The following is a 16943-nucleotide window of genomic DNA, read 5'->3' on the forward strand; positions in this document are numbered from 1 at the left end:
AATTACTAGACTTCATTTTCAAGAAAATGGTATCCTATTCAAATAGAGGAGAAAGGGTGATGGGTGTGCAAGGTGTTACAGGATTGGATGATTTCAGACTGTTCCTTACAAATAGTAAACAACACAATAGCAAAGTAGCGATGTCTGACTTCAAGAACATATTAAATGCTGCAGAACAAAATGTGAAACAGAGCAACACGTTCATGAGTGCGAAGCAGAGTCTGCAAGAAACCTATCCTGACTTGAAATATCATGTGCTGGATTCGTCTCAATTTACGTATTGGAACAGGCTGGACTTTCCCGATTCCAAGCTTTTTGAAGATGCTGTTGATGTTAAGGCATTACAATCCTGGAAACCAAACACCGTAACTGCGACAGGCTATGAACCGTGGGTGCAGCGTGATCTTGAAAAAATACAAAAAGGGCTTCATGTAGTCTTTATTCATCCTGCTGCACAGGAGAAGATGGATCAAGATCCCGAATACGCGAAACGGGTTGTAGATAAGATCGAAAAGTATTTTGAAAACGACATCAAGATCAACAAAGCCATTGATCCCGAATCTGTTAAACATATGTCACAAGCCGTTAGTATTACAGAAGATGGACAAATCGGACTGCATGTTACGGTTTGTGACGGGCCTTCGGCACAGCCATCCGGTGACAAGGAGACTGCCGCGAAGAAAAAGGGAAAAGAACAGCAGCCGTTAAGCCAGCACCAGCAGATACCGGTGCCTTTTCCATTGGAACAGGTTACAGCTGCTTCATTACCACTTGATTACATTGCTTATGGCATTCCACTGATATCCGGAGTACATAGTCGTCGGGATTTTTTTCTGCGAAATAGCTGAGCATATCTACCGCATACGTGTTTCCGCATACCTGCATATCTTTACTTGCGATGTATGTTTTGAGAAGAGAGTAGGTTTCAGGCATCGTTTCATAGGACCCTTTGTGATGGATAACAGCATAGAGTCCTTTGGGTTTGACCATGATTCGCTCCCCTTGAAACGGTGCCCTGAGCTTGTTAGCAATATAGTCCGGATAATAATCGCATGACTCAAATGAATCCTTGGCTAAAATGGTCCAAATCGGACCCTCGCAATCCATAAAATGACGCTCGCAATATTCTCGATGTTCGTTTAATTTATGCGCGAATTCCCTGTCACCATCGCCTTGCTCCAACGGGGTGGTAATGAAATATTCCTCTTCATATTCCTCCAGCGACGGTATGTCGTACATCGTTTCCTTGGCCAGTTCTGTCATCTCAATGGCGCCTCTCAAAAAGCTTTGCATCCGTTTTATTTTATTTTGTTCCACCTCCAGATCATGCAGCTTCTCTTTGAGTAACTTTATGAGCACAGGCGTGTTCTGATTCTGTATAAACCCCTTGATTTCCTGCAATGAGCTGCCTGCCCTCTTTAGCACGTTAATAATATCAAGCACGTAACATTGCTGTATGGAGTAATAACGGTAGCCCTTCGAGTTTGTGAATTCCGGCTTCAAAAGTCCAATCTCGTCATAGTGAAACAGGGTATGTTTGGTGACCCCGCAAGTTCTGGCGAACTCACTGGTAGTAAGGTATTGGCTATGATGGTCTGACATCGATTTGTCCTCCGTTCGCAGCTTAGAGCTGTTGTATTTTATTGTACTTGGAGAACTAATGTTTGACTATAGGGTAACCCTATAGTTTAAGGTTTGAAGTGCAATAGATTAAATTGTATTAACGGAGGAATAACATGTCTACTTTTAAACGTTGGATGGTACTGGCGATTGTATCTAGCGCACTTTTGCTTATTGTGATGGATATGACGATTCTGTATACGGCTCTGCCGAGCTTAACCCATGACCTCGGTGCGTCAGCATCGGAGAAATTATGGATTCTAAACGGCTATTCGCTTGTCATGGCGGGTCTGCTTCCGGCAATGGGTACGCTGGGGGATCGCTTGGGTTATAAAAAAATCTTCAGTCTGGGTTTAGTGGTATTTACTGCAGCTTCATTGACTGCCGCCTTTTCTCCCGTCCCGCTAATCCTGGTGGCAGCCCGCGTACTTCTTGCAGTCGGAGCTTCCATGATGATGCCTGCTACCTTGTCCATCATCAGGGTTACCTTTACAAATGAGCGTGAGCTTGCATTGGCGATAGGCATATGGGGTTCCATCGCCTCCGGGGGCGCAGGACTGGGGCCTATCGTCGGTGGACTTCTGCTGGAGCATTTTTGGTGGGGTGCTGTATTTTTGATTAACCTGCCGATTGCTATCATAGCCCTGGCATTAACTTTGATTTATGTTCCACGGCATGAAGGGAATAAAGCGAAGAAATGGGATCTCATCGGTTCCATCCAAATCATGATCGCTATGGTCGGACTCATCTATTCAATCAAAGAGTTTACCCGGCGTGGCGGTTCGCCAACGTTGGCTGTAGCAGGTGCGGCTATTGGCGTCTTGGCCCTGATCATCTTTATCCGTCGTCAGAAGCAAAGTTCCAGCCCGCTTATTGACCTTTCTTTATTCAAAATCACAAGATTCAGCACCGGATTTATGACCGCTCTGGTAGGTGCATTTGCCCAGATGGGGATTCAATACATTGTGACCCAGCGTCTTCAACTAGTGGAGGGTATGTCCCCGCTGCAAGCAGGGCTGTTCACGATAAGTATACCAGTTGCAGCGCTCATTGCCGGTCCGATAACGGGGTCCATCTTGCACCGTTATGATGTTATTCATATTAAGACCCTGTCTCTGCTCATTGCGGGTGTGGGAATGGGTGTCTATCTTACGCAATTTAATGCAGGCATTGCCGGGCAGATTGTTGGACTGGCTCTACTTGGGGCAGGCTTGGGAGCTGGTATGACAGCAGCATCTCATTCCATTATGAACTATGCCCCGCCTTACAAGGCAGGAATGGCTGCATCTATTGAGGAAGTGGCCTATGAGATGGGGGGAGCAACGGGGATTGCGATTATCGGAAGCATGTCAGCTCTGGTATATTCCCTGGCTATCAAAGTTCCGTCGGGACTGAATGTTCCTGCTGTTGTGAGAGACAGTCTGGATGAAGCCTTGCTGGTGGCAGAGAGCTTGCCTGCACCGGCTGCCGAGGCATTACAAGAGGCTGGCCGTGCTGCTTTTGACCAGTCCTTTTTCGTTATCATAGCGGGCGTAACGGTATTCTTGTTGGTAGCTTCGCTGGTAATCGGTTTGGCAGGAGGACGTTCCAGAGAAAAGGCTGCTGCCAAATAATCAGGTGTTCTTGTGGGAACAACAATACCCAGGACAGTCTCTTAAAGAGGCTGTCCTATTTTCTGTGCTAAGGAATCGGGCTTAGGGATCATTTGATTCAGCTCAAGAAGTGTCCACAGCTCATCAGTAATGTCTTTGACAGAATAAGGACTCTTATGGGTTAACCACCACTCAATGACACCGACGGTAGCTGAACTCAGAAATTGCAGTTTTATATCCTTTTGCAAGTCATCCAGGCTTCGATTCTGTTCCATGATTTGAGTCTGAATGCCCTGTTTCATCATTTCTTGCAGATGGGCTCTGAACGGAGGAACACCTTTGTTCGTCAATAAAGCACGATAGAAGAGAGCATTCTTCTCCATGGTTTCAAACGTACGCAGCAATGAAGCCTTAGAGGGGTAAGCTTCTTGTTCATCTACGATCTGGCAGCTTTCTATTAATTGTTCAAAATGACTCTCCAAGCATTTATCAAATAAATCATATTTGTCCGAATAATGCGAGTAGACGGTGCCCCGGTTTACATTAGCGCGTTCAGCGATTTCGTTAATGGTTATTTTTGCAAAATCCTTTTCGGTCAGCAGGCTAATTAATGCATTCATAATAGCTTCCTGATTTTTTCTAATTCTTCTGTCCATATAGACACTCCTTATGCATACCCCTGAAAATTAGGCAATTTACTGCAATATGTTGAAAAAACAACAAATCAGATCCATTTAGCCATTGATGCAACTATCGCAGACTGGTAATCTCATTATATTGAACATATGTTGAAAAAACAACGATTGTCGAAATTAAAAAGGGGGTTTGGCTATGAGAATATTAGTGTTTGGTGCAGGAGTTCTAGGCAGTTATCTTGCTCATACGTTAGTTCGTGGAGGCCATGAGGTTACAGTGCTTGCAAGAGGGAAGCGTGCGGAGCAGCTGGAGAAAGATGGAATTGTGATTCGCCATTATTTTCAACGTAGAAACACTGTGGATGAAGTCAAGGTAATCCATGCGCTTCAAAAAGAGGATAGCTATGATCTCATTTTTGTGGTGATGAAATATAATGATTTCCCGTCCGTGCTTTCTATTCTGGCAGATAATCAGAGCACTAATATTATTCTTGTGGGTAATAATGCCGATGCGCATGGGATGCAGGACTTCTTGGAGAGAAACAGCCTTGTGAGCAAAAATATAGCCTTCGGCTTTCAGGTTAGCGGAGGACTCAGAGAAGAGAGTGGCCGTATCATCTGCATACGTGGAGGTGGACAAATGGTTCTTGGCAGTTTATCCGGTGAGATTCCGTTTAAAGCTTTACTGGAGGAGGCTTTCAAGAAAGTGAAGTATAAATTAGCTTATCATCAAGATATGGACGCTTGGCTGAAGAGTCATATTGTTCCTATTGTGGCTTTGAACTCGATAAGTTACCTGTATGACGGTGATTTGAGAAGGGCCTCTAAGGACAAGGCGTTATTGAAAAAAGCTGTTTCAGTAATGGACGAGGGATTTCAGGTATTGGAAAAATTAAATTATACAGTTACTCCTGCAAGCCAGGTTACTTTGATCCGTAAACACAGACAAGGTGTATATTATGGTCTGAAACTAATTCATAACTTACGATTTATGAAATGGGTGGACGGCTCTTTTAGTGAAATCAAAGCCCTGTATGATTCGTTCGAGGAGTTAAAAAGACAAGCAAACCTGCCAACCCCCCATTGGGATGAACTCCAAGCAAGGTCTATTTCTAAACTAGAAGGCTTCCTGTGAAGGAAGCCTGTGTCTGTGAAGTTATTGTCTGTATGAAGTGAACAGGAAGTGATTCGAGTGAAGCTACTTTCTGCCGGAATTCCGTTTCTCTATTACATATTGATAAAGATCATGAAACTCATTGGTTTGCATATCCTGGCCAACATAAAAAATCAGGGTGGGATCATTCACCGGATAGGCGTGAGAACTGTAAATCAGGTGCATAAAATCAAAACTCATCTTCTTCATCTTGAAATCGATTTGATATTTATCTTCCAAATAGACTTCAAATTGCTTTTTGAAAGACACAGACTTCCATGGCAGTCCAAAGAATACAAAGTATATTCCCATAAAGAATAGCAGAACAATTAATAAGAAAAGTGTTTTTGCGCTGAAAATCCTCCGTTTCATTCTTCCCATCCTTTCTTTGCCTTTAATTGTAAACGATTACTAATTAGGATTATACATTGTATGCTATGACAGTTGTATTCTAAACATGTAAATGCAGTGCGGAATCTGATAGGTGTCGTACATTGTTCATCTCCTAATCGAATACGCAGTGTTTCTGCCCGCATATAGTATTTCAGTCAAGCTGATGCAGGGAAGTGGAGAATGTGGAGCAGTGGAAGGGATGAGGACGATCAAAAAGATATTGGCTGCGGTATGTATCTTGTATACGGTCATTACATTGGCTTCTGCCTTATGGGGGCTGTGTAGTAGACAAGCTGTCGGTGCGGAGGTCATTGAATATCATGCACATCAGCTGCTCAGATTTGTGATCTGTCTGATAGGCGTCGGATCTGCGGGTGGACTGGCCTATGCTTGGCATTGCGAACATAATTGGGGACTTACCCTGCATTATTTCATTACGTTGTTGGGTGTGCTGCTGCTGGTATGGGCATGTTCATGGTTTCTGCCACTGGCGAAATATGCTTACCGGGATGTGATCTGGAATTATAGTCTGTTCTATAGTTTATGTGTGGCTGCGAATTATATCAGAATATGGAATAAAAGATAATAATATCAATTGTTAACAGAGTGTTCAAATCTCTCTATTGTAGGAGAATGAAAACGCCATTATTCTAAGTATGAAATCGTAAATGGGAGTTGATGTGATCAATGGACAAGCTTGATCTGGAGCTTGAAGACAGCATCAAGAACATGATTCGGAGCCGCCTGGATCTGGAAGCTGCGGAGGTGGAAGCTGTCGGTGTGGATGACCCTCTCTTTATAGCTGCAGATGAGGAAGGAACCGGACTTGGCCTGGATTCGGTCGATGCATTGGAGATCGTAGTTGGACTGAAGGAGCAATTTGGTGTCAAGGTGTCTGACAAAGACATGGAAATCTTCCGCAGTATTCGAACCATAGCCGATCATATCCGCAAGAAAAGAGCTGAGGAACTTGTCTAAATCCAAGGTTGTAGTTACCGGGATGGGCGTTATTGCTGCGAACGGCAACAATATCGCCCAATTCGGAGATGCTCTGAAGGCTGGCAGGAGCGGCCTCCGCAAGGATACGCCATTTGATCTGAGCAGCTTGCGCTCATCCGAGGCGGGAGCCGTGAATAAGCACATCCCCGAAATTGAGGGGGTTCAGGATGAGGAGAGGGTCGTCTGGCTGGCCAAGGATGCCCTGAACGAAGCACTGCAGGACAGCGGACTGCGCAGAAGCGAGCTGCGGAGTCTGAAACAGCGTGCAGGCCTGTCTCTCTCGACGTCACTTGGAAGTAATGACAGAATGATGCGATACATACATGATCATCAATCCGCCGGTGAGGCTAATCCGTATTGGCTGACCCGGATTCCGGCGTTCCTCCAGCACCTGGTGCGGCATCTGGAGATCAGCGGTCCCGTATACACAACCATGTCTGCGTGCGCAGCCGGAACCGCTGCCATGGGAATAGCCTTCGACCAGATTGCCGGGGGGAAGGCGGATGTGATGATTGCCGGCGGAGCTGATCCGCTTGCCGCTTTTTCCTGTTATGGATTTCACGCCTTGAAGGCACTCAGCCCGGATGAATGCAGGCCGTTTGATGCCGCCCGAAACGGGATATCTATTGGCGAAGGCAGTGCCTTCTTCGTAGTGGAGAGCCTGGAGCATGCCCGCAGCCGCAAAGCCCGGATCTATGGTGAGATTCTGGGCTACAGCATCGGCAACGAAGCGCATCATATCACAAGTCCGGACCCCTCCGGGGCAGGTGCGCTGGCTTCGATGCGGCATGCGCTGGACCAAGCCGGACTGCGGGCAGACCAGCTCGACTATATCAATGCACATGGCACCTCGACACCGATGAATGATGCCATGGAGCTTAAGGCCATCGGTGAGCTGCTCGGTGAGCAGAGAGGCCAGGTAGCTGTATCGTCTACGAAATCAATGACAGGCCATTGCCTGGGTGCAGCCGGAAGCATTGAGCTTGCCGCCTGTTTCATTGCACTGCATGAAGGCTTCATTCCCCCAACCAGTCGCCTCGCCGAAGTGGAGGCAGAACATCAATCCTTGTGGCTAGTGAAGGACTCGCCGGTCAAGGCCGATCTTACGTATATTCTCTCCAATTCATTTGCCTTCTCAGGCAACACCTCAAGTATAGTCATAGGCAAATGCAATGGTTAGCCCTGCTGAACACAGCCGGATAAGACTCCCGTATTCCTGCATCATCGTCCCAAGATTCCAAGATACAGATGCTTATGGTGTTATGCACCACTCAAGCTACTACGTCTGGTTTGAAGAGGCCAGATTTCAATTTGCCAGAGAGATTCTTCAATTCCAAGATCCTTTATTGCAAGGTGAAGAGGTCCGGTTTCCTGTGATCGAGAGCTGCTGCCGGTACAAGTCTCCGGTCAGGTATGGCGATTCAATTAAGCTTGGCCTTGTTTTTGAGCTTGGCAGTGCGGCCAGAATCAAATTTGAGTATAAGGCCTTTAACGAACAGAGCGGGAAGATCTGTGCGGAAGGCTACACCGTTCATGTATTCTCCGATAGGGAGAACCGTATTCTGCTCAATATCCCGGAATGGCTACAGCAACGGGCAGAGGCTGCCCTGCAGGTATAGGCTGACAGGAACAGATCCGAAATAGGGTGAGGTGAAGTATGGACAAGCAGCGAATTCTGAAGTTCCTTCCACACCGCGACCCTTTTTTGTTCGTGGATGACATTCTGGAGATTCAGCACAAGCAGAAGGTGATTGGCATTAGACAGGTGAAGGCGGATGAGCCGTGGGCTGCGGGACATTTTCCGGGAGATCCCGTCTTTCCGGGCGTCCTGCTCATCGAGACGATGGCACAGATCGGAAGCTTTGTATTCTATAACGAATTATCAGCTGCTCACGGACTGGACTCCTATTTGGCACAAGTGGAGAAGGTTAAATTTGTCAGGAAGGTGCGTCCGGGCCAAACGCTGACTTGCGAGGGCAGGTTCATCAGTGAATTTGGCAATTTTGCCCGAGTGAGCTGTTGCGCTAAGGTTGCGGATGAGACCGTGAGCGAAGCTGTAATCACCTATTATTTCAGTGTAGAAGGAGGTCAACAGTGAGCGCTGTATGGATTACCGGAATCGGGATGATCAGCAGGCTCGGCTGTACGCTGCCGCAAATTTGGGAAGGCCTGTGTAATCCTGCTGTGGAAGGCGTTCACGGGCAGACAGGTCCTGTTGCCATCCCTGAGCTGCTCCCGCGCGCCAAGATGAGAAGAATGGACCGCTATGCTTATATGACCGTCTATACGAGTCAGATCATTGCAGATGAAGCCGGTCTGGAGAATTTCCGGCCCGAGCGGACAGGAACCATCTTCAATACTGGCTATGGGCCGCTGAACACTAACTTGGCTTTTGGAGAGAGTGTCGCTATGGGAGATCCCGACTGTGCCAGTCCGATGTTGTTCTCAAGCACCGTTTCCAACGCCTGCGTGGGCCATGTAGCCATTCAGTTGGGACTCAAAGGTGTGAGCACAGTTCTGATGGGCAGCAATCACATCGGGTATTCCCTCGACCTTCTGCTGGACAATCGTGCGGATGCGATCCTTACAGGTGGCGTGGAGGAATATTGCGAACCTCTCTTCCGCTCCTTCAAGAGCATTGGCCAGTCCGGCAGTACACAGGTGCCGCTCTCGGAAGGAGCAGCCACGCTGCTGCTGGAGCGGAGCAGTCATGTCAGTTCGGACAGAGTCCCTTCCGTACTATGCGAGGTGCTGGCCTACAGCGAAGGCAATCTTGGAGGACATCCGTTGGTGGAGCCGGAGCTGATCTTAAGTAGTGCAGGCTTCCTGATGGTGATGAGCAATGCCTTGGAGCAAGCCGGCCTCACGCCGGATAGAATCCAGCTTGTCATTAAGGCAGCCAGCGGAACGGCCAGCTGCGATGAGGCAGAAGCTGAAGCGCTGGACCGACTGTTCGTGGACAAGGTTCAGACCTGCGCTCCCAAACATGCACTCGGGGAGACGCTTGGGGCATCCTTGGCAATGAACACAGCGATTGGTGCGTTATGCTTGCAGAAGCAGGAGGTTCCGCAGCCCGTCCTCGGTTCTGCCGCATCCGCCGAGCTGCATTATGTGCTGGTCAACGCTTATGATGTGAGCGGGAATTTGACCAGCCTGGTTCTGGGGCGTGCCCATGAATAACGGGCCGCTGGCAGGACAGGTAGCACTTGTAACAGGCGGCGGGCGGGGAATAGGCCAAGCCGTCGTGGAGAAGCTGTCCCGTCTGGGAGCACAGGTCGCCTTTACTTACCGGACCTCGGAAGAATCGGCGGAGCGGCTTGCAGCGGAGCTTGTCAAGACAGGCAGCTTGGTGACCGCCTATTCTCTGGACGTCAGGGACAAGGAAGCGATAGCTTCCCTTGTCCTGCAGGTGAAGCAAGATTTCGGCGGCATCGATATTCTGGTCAACAACGCGGGCATTACGGCAGACGGCTTCCTGATGCTGATGGACGACGAGAACTGGCAGAATGTGCTGGATACGAACCTGAGCAGTATGTTCTATATGATCAGACAGGTGCTTCCGCTAATGATAGCCAAACGTGCCGGCAGCATTGTTAATCTGACCTCGGTCGCCGGGCTCCATGGTGTAGCCGGCCAGACGAATTACTGCGCGGCCAAAGCGGGAATCATCGGCTTGACCCAGGCGTTGTCCAAAGAAATCGCCGTCAAGAACATCCGGGTCAATGCCGTAGCTCCAGGCTACATTGATACGGACATGGTTAGCGCGCTAAATGAGAACAACCGCACCGCGTTCCTGCAGCGGATTCCGATGCGCAGATGGGGGAAAGCGGAAGAAGTCGCGAACGCCGTTGCGTTTCTCGCCTCGGCCGAAGCCGCCTACATCTCCGGCCAAGTGCTGGTTGTAGACGGGGGACTTACTTAAATCTGGAGGCGCGGAGATGAAGGGTTCAGAATCTTATGAGGTTATTGTCATCGGAGCCGGAATAGCCGGGCTTGCGGCAGCAGCTCTGTTATCTAGCAGAGGATACAGCACTTGTCTGCTGGAGAAGGAAGATACGGTAGGCGGCAGCCTGTACACCTTGGAACGCAGCGGGCATCGGCTGCAAGGCGGCCCTCACCATATCGGCGGGATGGCTGATGGTGAGCTTGTACACAGTCTTCTAAGCGAGCTGGGACTGTATGATCCCGAGCTGTTTCTGCAGAGTCCCCCGCTGCAGGCCAGGATAGGTGATGATCAAATATCCGTCCCGTTTGTGCTGGAGGAGCTGCACAGGGAACTGCAGGCAGCGTTCCCGGGGGAATCGCCCCGTCTGTCCGACTTCTTCCGGGAATTGGTTCAATTCCGGGCTGCGCTGAACAGCAATGACCGGGAGCTTGTCCTGGGTTATTTCCAGCGCTGGAGCCGTATGACGTATGCTCAATATTTGCGATCGTTTTTTGATCATCCGGAGATTCATGTCTACCTCAGCGTGCTTGGACCCGCCTATGGAGCGATCACGCCGGAGGGCAACGCCTTCACGATGCTGAGTATGATGGCCACCTATGGCTCCGGGGCTTATTACGTCAAAGGGGGCATGTACAGGCTGGCCGAATTGCTGCACCAGTCCATTCTTAAGCACGGTGGAACCGTTCTGACGGGTACCCGAATGGAGTATGCTGGAATGGAGGGCAGAACGTTAAGCAGCGTATTTGCCCGCAAGGATGGACAACTGCTGCAGCTGTCGGGGTCCATGTTTATCTCCGCAGGTAATTTCCTGCCGCTCTATCAGGAGCTGAAGAGCGGGCTGAACAATCGCCGTCTGGATACCAAAATTGCCTCGATGACACCGGGACCGGCTGCCCTCCGGCTGTTGATGTGCCTGCCTCCTTCCGGTAGGGTGCCAGGCAGTAGTGATTATATTGTGCTCCCCTCCTGGCGAACGGAGGACTGGCCGGCTGCCATGTTCTACAACAGCAAAACAGCCGCCGAAGGAGAACAATCTATTTCGATGATATCTTTTCCGACCAAGGTTGATGCAACCCTATCCCCTGCGGGAGAACATCATTTGCTGTTGACCGTGCTCACCTTGCCCGGGCAGACGGTTCAGGGAGGGCCAGAGGCCAGGGAAGCCAACAAAGCTATCCTGACCGGAACGATTCACCGGCAATTCCCTGATCTGCGGCTGGATCTGCAGCAGAGCTGGTTAATGACGCCGGGAGATCTGGAGCGGCGTACAGGAGGAATCGGCGGCTCGGTATTCGGCTGGCGCAGGGGCGGCAGTGATGTGATCCACGCGAATGCGATCGGCCCAAGGAGCTTCCTGGACAATTTGTATGTTGCCGGGAACTGGGGGCCAAGCTTCGGATTATTTGGTTCCTTGTATTCTGCCGCCGAGGTTGCGAGACTGATTACAGAACGGGAGCCACGCGCCATGCTCCATCAATAATGTGCAGAACGGGAGGGGCCTATGCTCTCATACAGTTTTCGCAGTCTTATCTATAACAGAAACAAATATATCCTATTATCGCTTCTCAGTGTGCTGGCCTTTGGTTTTATCTATTTCATCCTGGCGGTGCTTGGGCTTTTGATCAGCCCGTCCGCAGATGGTTTTGCTGAAGAGGCGCAGCAGAGTTTTCTCGTGCTGATGATTGGGTTTGTAGTGATTTTTACCCTTTCCGTTAGCATGGTCATTTCGACTGTGTTCTACATGTTCTATACCATGCGCAAGCCTGAAATGAAGGTGCTGCGGACCTTGGGTGCCTCGCGGGCCACCCTGAACCGGACTTATCTTATCGAGATGTCATTGCTGAGCCTGATCATCAGCTTGATCAGCTTCCTGTGTGGCAGTGCGATTACAGCGGTGTTTTTTACCTATTATCAAGAAAGCTATGTGTGGGACGGAAGGGTTGTGCTGATCTTCTTCCTGCTATCCAATGCGGTATTCCTGTCAATGGCTTACCGTCAGTTCACCAAAGTGCTGAGGGAGATAGACGGCGTCAAGAAGGGCCGCGCCCGCCGAACCAAGGGTCAGGCAGGAAACAAGCTGACCGCAAGGCTCGTAACAGGCTGTGTCTTCGTAGGCTTGGGCTTGTCTTCAATAGCTTATCCGAGACTGCAGGATGCGTTCACGCTGATCGGTGTCATGATTCTAATTAAACCGCTGATCGGCCTGCTGTTATATGGTTTGGAGCAGTTGCTGCATTCCTTGCGGGCTTCCAGTCTGTTGTTGGCCGTCCAGCAGATGAGGTTCAATTTCAACAAAATCAGCTCGCTTGTAGCCAACGTAGCGGTCTCCCTGGCGCTCATCGTGATGATGTTCAGCCTGTATCATTCCCTTGAAAGCAGTGCGGTTGAATATTCAGCCCGGCAGATGCAATATGATGCTGTGGCACAGCTGAATCAGCCCGTACAGGATACCTGGCTTCAGGAGCAGAAAGGGCTGGAAGGCACGCTGGCCTATACTGCTGGGGTAGAGCCTTCCGGCAGATCGATCACCCTGACGGGCATCTCGAAGACGTTTACCGCCAGTCAGACGCTTGATTTCAAATCCGGCAGCTTGGATGACCTGTGGAAATCAGCCGGAGACAAGCAGACAGCGGCGGTGATCCCGGAATCCTTGTCCATTAATGCAGGGCTGGACATTGGCGATACACTGAATCTCAAGGTTCAGGACCGCCTAGTAACGCTCACAGTAGCCGGGACATTCTATAGCTACAACCTCAATCAGATTTATGTGGATAAAGAGCAGCTGGCAGGTCAACTGGCAACCGGCGGCGGGCAGAGCAATCTGCTGTACGTACAAGGGCCACTGCCCGAGGCGGAAGCAGCTTTGAAGAATGGAGCCCCCGGAGGATATCAGCTTCTGCCTAAGGATGAGCTGCTGGAAGGATACCGTGAAGGGATTCTGAACGGCACGGAGATGGTAGAGACCTTTCTATATGTGTATCTGGTGATCAGTGTGTTCCTGATTATCAACATGTTCGTCATGTCGATGGAGGAGAGAAGCCGGGTGCATGCCGGGCTGCGTGTGCTGGGGGTGCGTAAGAGCCGGCTGATCTGGATGAATGTCTTTGAAGCTGCCCTCTTGATTGTTGCAGGCAGTGTGGCCGGTGCTATTATCGGCTGGCTGCTGAACAGTGGCGTGCCGTCCTTTGTAGAATCGTCCTTTGGAGTTAGAGTGTCAATTTCGGAACCGCTGCCGCTGCTGCTGATTGTCTTCGGAGCTGCCCAGCTTCTGACCATTGCTTTTCCTGCGCTGCTTGGCGTCATTTCAATGAACGGCAGACAAATGCTGCTGGTGGACAAGGAGGAATAAACGTGAGTATAGAGCTTGCACAACTGCAACATGCCTATCCGCAGTGCCCGCCGGTCCTGCAAGATTTTAACCTGACCCTCTCTGGCGGAGAATTGATTGGGGTAACCGGGGCATCGGGGAGCGGTAAGAGCACACTGCTTAATATTGCCGGTGGAATCCTGAAGCCTGATGCAGGACGGGTTACCCTGAACGGAATCGATATCTTCGGGATGAAGGAACGCCCCTTTGAGAAGTTCAAGCTGGCGAACATCGGCTATATTTTTCAGAGATTTAATCTGATTCCTTTCCTGAACGTGCTGGATAATATTATGCTTCCGGTCACCTTGCTGAAAGCGGACAGGCGGCAATATAAGCAGGAGGCGCTGCGGCTGCTGGAGAGCCTGAATATGGAACACAAAGCGAAGTCTCCCGTTGCAGAGCTGTCCGGCGGTGAGCAGCAGCGGGTCGCCATTGCGAGGGCGTTCATTATGAGCCCGGGGGTGCTGCTGGCCGATGAGCCTACCGGCAGCCTGGATTACGACAATACCATCCAATTCATGGAGTTGCTGCTTGCACTGGTGAAGCAGAAGAAGGTAAGCTGCATTCTGGTCACACATGATAGGGAAGTGGCGAACTATTGTGACCGGGTTATTCATCTCGGCAAAGATGAAAGGAGAAGTCCGGCATGAAGGAGTTTTTCGTCATTCCAAGCGAGAACTATGATATTGTGTACCACTCCAGCAGCCATAAGGTGTACAAGTTGAACTCTTCCGCGCGTATGAAGCTCCAGGATGAAGCTGTTTTTGCTGCGCTTCCTGCCCAGCCAACCTTGCCGGAATTGCTTGAAATGCCGATGAACGAGCATAAGAAGCCTTCGATTAATTTCATGTCCTCCAGAACCTGCAATTTGGGCTGCAAATATTGTTTTGCAGGCGAAGGAGAATACAGCAGCAGCGAGATCAAACCGAAATTCATCGCACCGGATATTTACGCGAAGACGCTGGACAGCATGATAGCCAAGTATCCGCAAGGCTTGGAATATATCAGTTTTTTTGGCGGAGAACCTCTGCTGGACTTCAAGACGATTAAAGAAACGGTCCTGCTCACGGAAAACAAGTTTGAACAGGCCGGGATTCCGCTTCCGAGGATATGCATCAGCACCAATGGCATGTTGTTCCGGGAGCCGGTACTGGAATTTGTGAAGGAACACCGGATTGAGGTGGGGCTTAGTCTTGACGGGCCCAAAGCCCTGAACGACCTGGGCAGAACCTGCAAAGGCAAAGACAAGAACAGAATCAGCGTATATGACCAGGTCTTGCAGGTAGCCGCCCAGCTGCGGGAACATCAGATCGATTATAAAGTACAGATCACACTGAACAAACACCATATTAATGCATACCGCGAAGGCATTGTGAAAGAATGGTTCGATGAGATGGGCGATGTGATCAAGACGAATATTACAGTCTGCCCTGTCACTACGGACGATCCGGAATTTCAAATTTCGGGGGAACGGGATTATGCCATTCTGGACTTAATGGCCAGAGAAATGGTGCATTACTATTACAAGGAATACAGCAAAGACCACCCGGAGAGACTGGCTTCCATTTTTGTTTCTCCGATGGTATTTATTCTTAACGGCAAGGTTGCCAGAAGCTGCGCTGCCGGTGAATCTATGGTGCTGGTGGATACGGATGGTGCGGTCTATCCTTGCCAGATGTACTGTAATAATGACGAGTATCTGCTGGGAAGTGTGCAGACCGATTATCAGATGTTAACTACGAATAACAACACATATAAGCGTATTCATAACGATCCTTGCTCGGAATGTATCGCCCAGAATTTATGCGCCATGTGGTGCAAGGGGCTGCAGCTGATGACACATGGGGAAGAGAGTCACGTCTTGCCTGAACGCTGTGTGTTTCAGAAGGCGGTTGTAGAAGAGAATATTAAGCTGCTGGCGCAGATCAAGACACAGAAGGACAGCACCTCCAGCAAGCTGATCGGGAAGCTCTATGAATCCTTGAAGGTCAGAAGTTAAGTTAAGTGTAAGGAAGTGACAACGGGTATGGGTGAATATACGGTCACTCCCGACCTGGAGCTGCTGACAGATTCCCGGGGAGATTGTTATATTTCGAGCGATGAGGCAGGCAGTTATCTGAAGGTCAAGCAGCCGTTGTTCCTGTTTCTCAGCCATCTGGTTACGGTTATCCGCAGCGGGCAGAATCTGGATGATTATATCCGTAAGGAATGCACAACCCAGGCAGTAGAGGACAAATATAACGAAGGCTTGCGGTTTCTGAAGCAGCATGCACTGGTGTATGAGGGCGATGAAAGACCAAAGAGGCGGACTACACTGGAGACGGAAATGCTCGGCCACCGGCTTGCTGAGATTGGAGTAAGGGAATACAAAAGCGCACAGCGCTGGCTTCGGTTCCTCCTGTTCGGACTGCTGGCGGCAAGTGCGGCAATGATGATGCTGAATGGGATATCGCTGGCAAACGGCAGCATCATGAGGGAGATCATCGCCGGTTACCGCAGTTTTGAGCTGGATCGTCCCTATTATGCACTAATCGTGCTGCCTATCATCCTGGCCGGTATTCTGATCCACGAAGCAGGGCATATTCTGGTCGCCAGTGCGCTGGGTGTTTCCGTCCGTTCGGTCAGCTTGTTTCTGTTCATGGGGTTTCAGCCTGTTGTGTTCGTCAAGTACAGAAATATGCTGGCCGCCGGCCGCAAGGTGAAGATCATGATCTATCTGGCCGGGTTTCTGTTCAACCTGCTGACCATCAACGCCAGCCTGGCCTTGCTGATCCATACCGGATCATGGATTTACGGGGTATTCATAGCTGTTAACTTTTTTCTGATCGTGGAGAATCTGTCCATTATTAATAATACGGATTTCTATTATGTGCTGTGTGAGCTCTTTGGGCTTAGATCTTTCAAGCTGAAGGCGCTGGAGCGGCTGGGGGCTTGCCTGAACCGGACCCTGAAGCCGTCGGCCTTCTTCTTCTCCAGAGCTGGGATATGGGGCAATCTGTATCTGCTGGCCGGTTATGTGTACCGATTCTTCAGCCTGTATCTGTTCCTGACTCTGATTGGCGGGTTGTTCGCGGATTATCCGTACATCCGGCCTGTAGGTCTGCTGCTGTGCGGCGGCTATTTCCTGTTCAGCTTCAACCGGTTCAGGCTAAACATTCAGCACAGCAGCTTTCCCTTGCAGAATGTGCCTGAGCAGAACGTTCCCGAGCAGAGCCGTGCAAGAGTAGGAGGAGAATAA

Annotated in this window: 18 protein-coding genes; 15 read left to right on the plus strand and 3 right to left on the minus strand. The window is 49.8% G+C overall.

Annotated features, from left to right (window positions below; all coding sequences use genetic code 11):
- Positions 1-59: 59 nt before the first annotated feature.
- Positions 60-848 (plus strand): hypothetical protein, encoded by a 789-nt coding sequence (locus B9T62_RS04725; RefSeq protein WP_087914205.1) that lies wholly within the window; start codon positions 60-62, stop codon positions 846-848.
- Here the strand turns inward: B9T62_RS04725 and B9T62_RS04730 are convergent.
- On the minus strand, positions 751-1602 hold the full coding sequence (locus B9T62_RS04730) for a MerR family transcriptional regulator (RefSeq protein WP_087914206.1): 852 nt from the start codon (positions 1600-1602) through the stop codon (positions 751-753). The genes B9T62_RS04725 and B9T62_RS04730 overlap by 98 nt on opposite strands.
- A gap of 134 nt (positions 1603-1736) precedes the next feature.
- Here B9T62_RS04730 and B9T62_RS04735 point away from each other — a divergent pair, with 134 nt between their 5' ends.
- Positions 1737-3233, plus strand: a complete 1497-nt coding sequence (locus tag B9T62_RS04735; protein ID WP_087914207.1) for an MFS transporter — start codon at positions 1737-1739, stop codon at positions 3231-3233.
- 41 nt (positions 3234-3274) lie between these two features.
- Here the strand turns inward: B9T62_RS04735 and B9T62_RS04740 are convergent, their stop codons facing one another.
- Complete coding sequence (locus tag B9T62_RS04740) at positions 3275-3868, minus strand: TetR/AcrR family transcriptional regulator (RefSeq protein ID WP_087914208.1); 594 nt, start codon at positions 3866-3868, stop codon at positions 3275-3277.
- 175 nt (positions 3869-4043) lie between these two features.
- Between B9T62_RS04740 and B9T62_RS04745 the strand changes: the two genes are divergently transcribed.
- Complete coding sequence (locus B9T62_RS04745; RefSeq protein WP_087914209.1) at positions 4044-4982, plus strand: ketopantoate reductase family protein; 939 nt, start codon at positions 4044-4046, stop codon at positions 4980-4982.
- Between the two features lie 63 nt (positions 4983-5045).
- Here B9T62_RS04745 and B9T62_RS04750 read toward each other — a convergent pair whose 3' ends face one another.
- Positions 5046-5372, minus strand: a complete 327-nt coding sequence (locus B9T62_RS04750; protein ID WP_087914210.1) for a hypothetical protein — start codon at positions 5370-5372, stop codon at positions 5046-5048.
- 220 nt (positions 5373-5592) lie between these two features.
- Between B9T62_RS04750 and B9T62_RS04755 the strand changes: the two genes are divergently transcribed.
- From B9T62_RS04755 to B9T62_RS04810, 12 genes are all read left to right on the plus strand, one after another.
- Positions 5593-5979: a DUF6608 family protein gene (locus B9T62_RS04755; RefSeq protein ID WP_157685443.1), complete on the plus strand. Its 387-nt coding sequence runs from the start codon at positions 5593-5595 to the stop codon at positions 5977-5979.
- 101 nt (positions 5980-6080) lie between these two features.
- The gene (locus B9T62_RS04760; RefSeq protein ID WP_087914212.1) at positions 6081-6371 is read left to right on the plus strand and encodes an acyl carrier protein; all 291 of its coding nucleotides are present in this window, start codon (positions 6081-6083) and stop codon (positions 6369-6371) included.
- Complete coding sequence (locus B9T62_RS04765) at positions 6364-7572, plus strand: beta-ketoacyl-[acyl-carrier-protein] synthase family protein (RefSeq protein WP_087914213.1); 1209 nt, start codon at positions 6364-6366, stop codon at positions 7570-7572. Before B9T62_RS04760 ends, B9T62_RS04765 begins: the two co-directional genes overlap by 8 nt.
- Entirely contained in the window at positions 7565-8011 is a 447-nt protein-coding gene (locus tag B9T62_RS04770; RefSeq protein WP_087914214.1) for an acyl-CoA thioesterase, read from the plus strand. Before B9T62_RS04765 ends, B9T62_RS04770 begins: the two co-directional genes overlap by 8 nt.
- Before the next feature lie 38 nt (positions 8012-8049).
- Positions 8050-8490, plus strand: a complete 441-nt coding sequence (gene fabZ / locus B9T62_RS04775) for a 3-hydroxyacyl-ACP dehydratase FabZ (RefSeq protein ID WP_087914215.1) — start codon at positions 8050-8052, stop codon at positions 8488-8490.
- On the plus strand, positions 8487-9572 hold the full coding sequence (locus tag B9T62_RS04780) for a beta-ketoacyl synthase N-terminal-like domain-containing protein (protein WP_087914216.1): 1086 nt from the start codon (positions 8487-8489) through the stop codon (positions 9570-9572). Before fabZ ends, B9T62_RS04780 begins: the two co-directional genes overlap by 4 nt.
- Positions 9565-10314: a 3-oxoacyl-[acyl-carrier-protein] reductase gene (gene fabG, locus B9T62_RS04785; RefSeq protein ID WP_087914217.1), complete on the plus strand. Its 750-nt coding sequence runs from the start codon at positions 9565-9567 to the stop codon at positions 10312-10314. The genes B9T62_RS04780 and fabG overlap by 8 nt, the downstream gene beginning before the upstream one ends.
- A 16-nt stretch (positions 10315-10330) precedes the next feature.
- A complete protein-coding gene (locus tag B9T62_RS04790) occupies positions 10331-11818 on the plus strand; it encodes a phytoene desaturase family protein (protein ID WP_087914218.1) in 1488 nt (495 codons plus the stop codon).
- Positions 11819-11839: 21 nt separating this feature from the next.
- Positions 11840-13687 (plus strand): ABC transporter permease, encoded by a 1848-nt coding sequence (locus B9T62_RS04795; RefSeq protein WP_087914219.1) that lies wholly within the window; start codon positions 11840-11842, stop codon positions 13685-13687.
- A 2-nt stretch (positions 13688-13689) separates the two neighbouring features.
- Positions 13690-14355, plus strand: coding sequence for an ABC transporter ATP-binding protein (locus tag B9T62_RS04800; protein WP_157685445.1), 666 nt, complete (start codon positions 13690-13692; stop codon positions 14353-14355).
- Positions 14352-15704, plus strand: coding sequence for a radical SAM/SPASM domain-containing protein (locus B9T62_RS04805; RefSeq protein WP_087914221.1), 1353 nt, complete (start codon positions 14352-14354; stop codon positions 15702-15704). Before B9T62_RS04800 ends, B9T62_RS04805 begins: the two co-directional genes overlap by 4 nt.
- Before the next feature lie 27 nt (positions 15705-15731).
- Entirely contained in the window at positions 15732-16943 is a 1212-nt protein-coding gene (locus B9T62_RS04810; protein ID WP_087914222.1) for a zinc metalloprotease, read from the plus strand.

It is taken from the genome of Paenibacillus donghaensis (assembly GCF_002192415.1).
Taxonomy (GTDB): domain Bacteria; phylum Bacillota; class Bacilli; order Paenibacillales; family Paenibacillaceae; genus Paenibacillus_AQ; species Paenibacillus_AQ donghaensis.

What these genes read in the sequence shown, in the direction of transcription:
- B9T62_RS04725 (WP_087914205.1), top strand. Translation starts at nt 60, where the DNA reads ATGGGTGTGCAAGGTGTTACAGGATTGGATGATTTCAGACTGTTCCTT.
- B9T62_RS04730 (WP_087914206.1), bottom strand. Translation starts at nt 1,602, where the DNA reads ATGTCAGACCATCATAGCCAATACCTTACTACCAGTGAGTTCGCCAGA.
- B9T62_RS04735 (WP_087914207.1), top strand. Translation starts at nt 1,737, where the DNA reads ATGTCTACTTTTAAACGTTGGATGGTACTGGCGATTGTATCTAGCGCA.
- B9T62_RS04740 (WP_087914208.1), bottom strand. Translation starts at nt 3,868, where the DNA reads ATGGACAGAAGAATTAGAAAAAATCAGGAAGCTATTATGAATGCATTA.
- B9T62_RS04745 (WP_087914209.1), top strand. Translation starts at nt 4,044, where the DNA reads ATGAGAATATTAGTGTTTGGTGCAGGAGTTCTAGGCAGTTATCTTGCT.
- B9T62_RS04750 (WP_087914210.1), bottom strand. Translation starts at nt 5,372, where the DNA reads ATGAAACGGAGGATTTTCAGCGCAAAAACACTTTTCTTATTAATTGTT.
- B9T62_RS04755 (WP_157685443.1), top strand. Translation starts at nt 5,593, where the DNA reads ATGAGGACGATCAAAAAGATATTGGCTGCGGTATGTATCTTGTATACG.
- B9T62_RS04760 (WP_087914212.1), top strand. Translation starts at nt 6,081, where the DNA reads ATGGACAAGCTTGATCTGGAGCTTGAAGACAGCATCAAGAACATGATT.
- B9T62_RS04770 (WP_087914214.1), top strand. Translation starts at nt 7,565, where the DNA reads ATGGTTAGCCCTGCTGAACACAGCCGGATAAGACTCCCGTATTCCTGC.
- fabZ (WP_087914215.1), top strand. Translation starts at nt 8,050, where the DNA reads ATGGACAAGCAGCGAATTCTGAAGTTCCTTCCACACCGCGACCCTTTT.
- fabG (WP_087914217.1), top strand. Translation starts at nt 9,565, where the DNA reads ATGAATAACGGGCCGCTGGCAGGACAGGTAGCACTTGTAACAGGCGGC.
- B9T62_RS04790 (WP_087914218.1), top strand. Translation starts at nt 10,331, where the DNA reads ATGAAGGGTTCAGAATCTTATGAGGTTATTGTCATCGGAGCCGGAATA.
- B9T62_RS04795 (WP_087914219.1), top strand. Translation starts at nt 11,840, where the DNA reads ATGCTCTCATACAGTTTTCGCAGTCTTATCTATAACAGAAACAAATAT.
- B9T62_RS04805 (WP_087914221.1), top strand. Translation starts at nt 14,352, where the DNA reads ATGAAGGAGTTTTTCGTCATTCCAAGCGAGAACTATGATATTGTGTAC.
- B9T62_RS04810 (WP_087914222.1), top strand. Translation starts at nt 15,732, where the DNA reads ATGGGTGAATATACGGTCACTCCCGACCTGGAGCTGCTGACAGATTCC.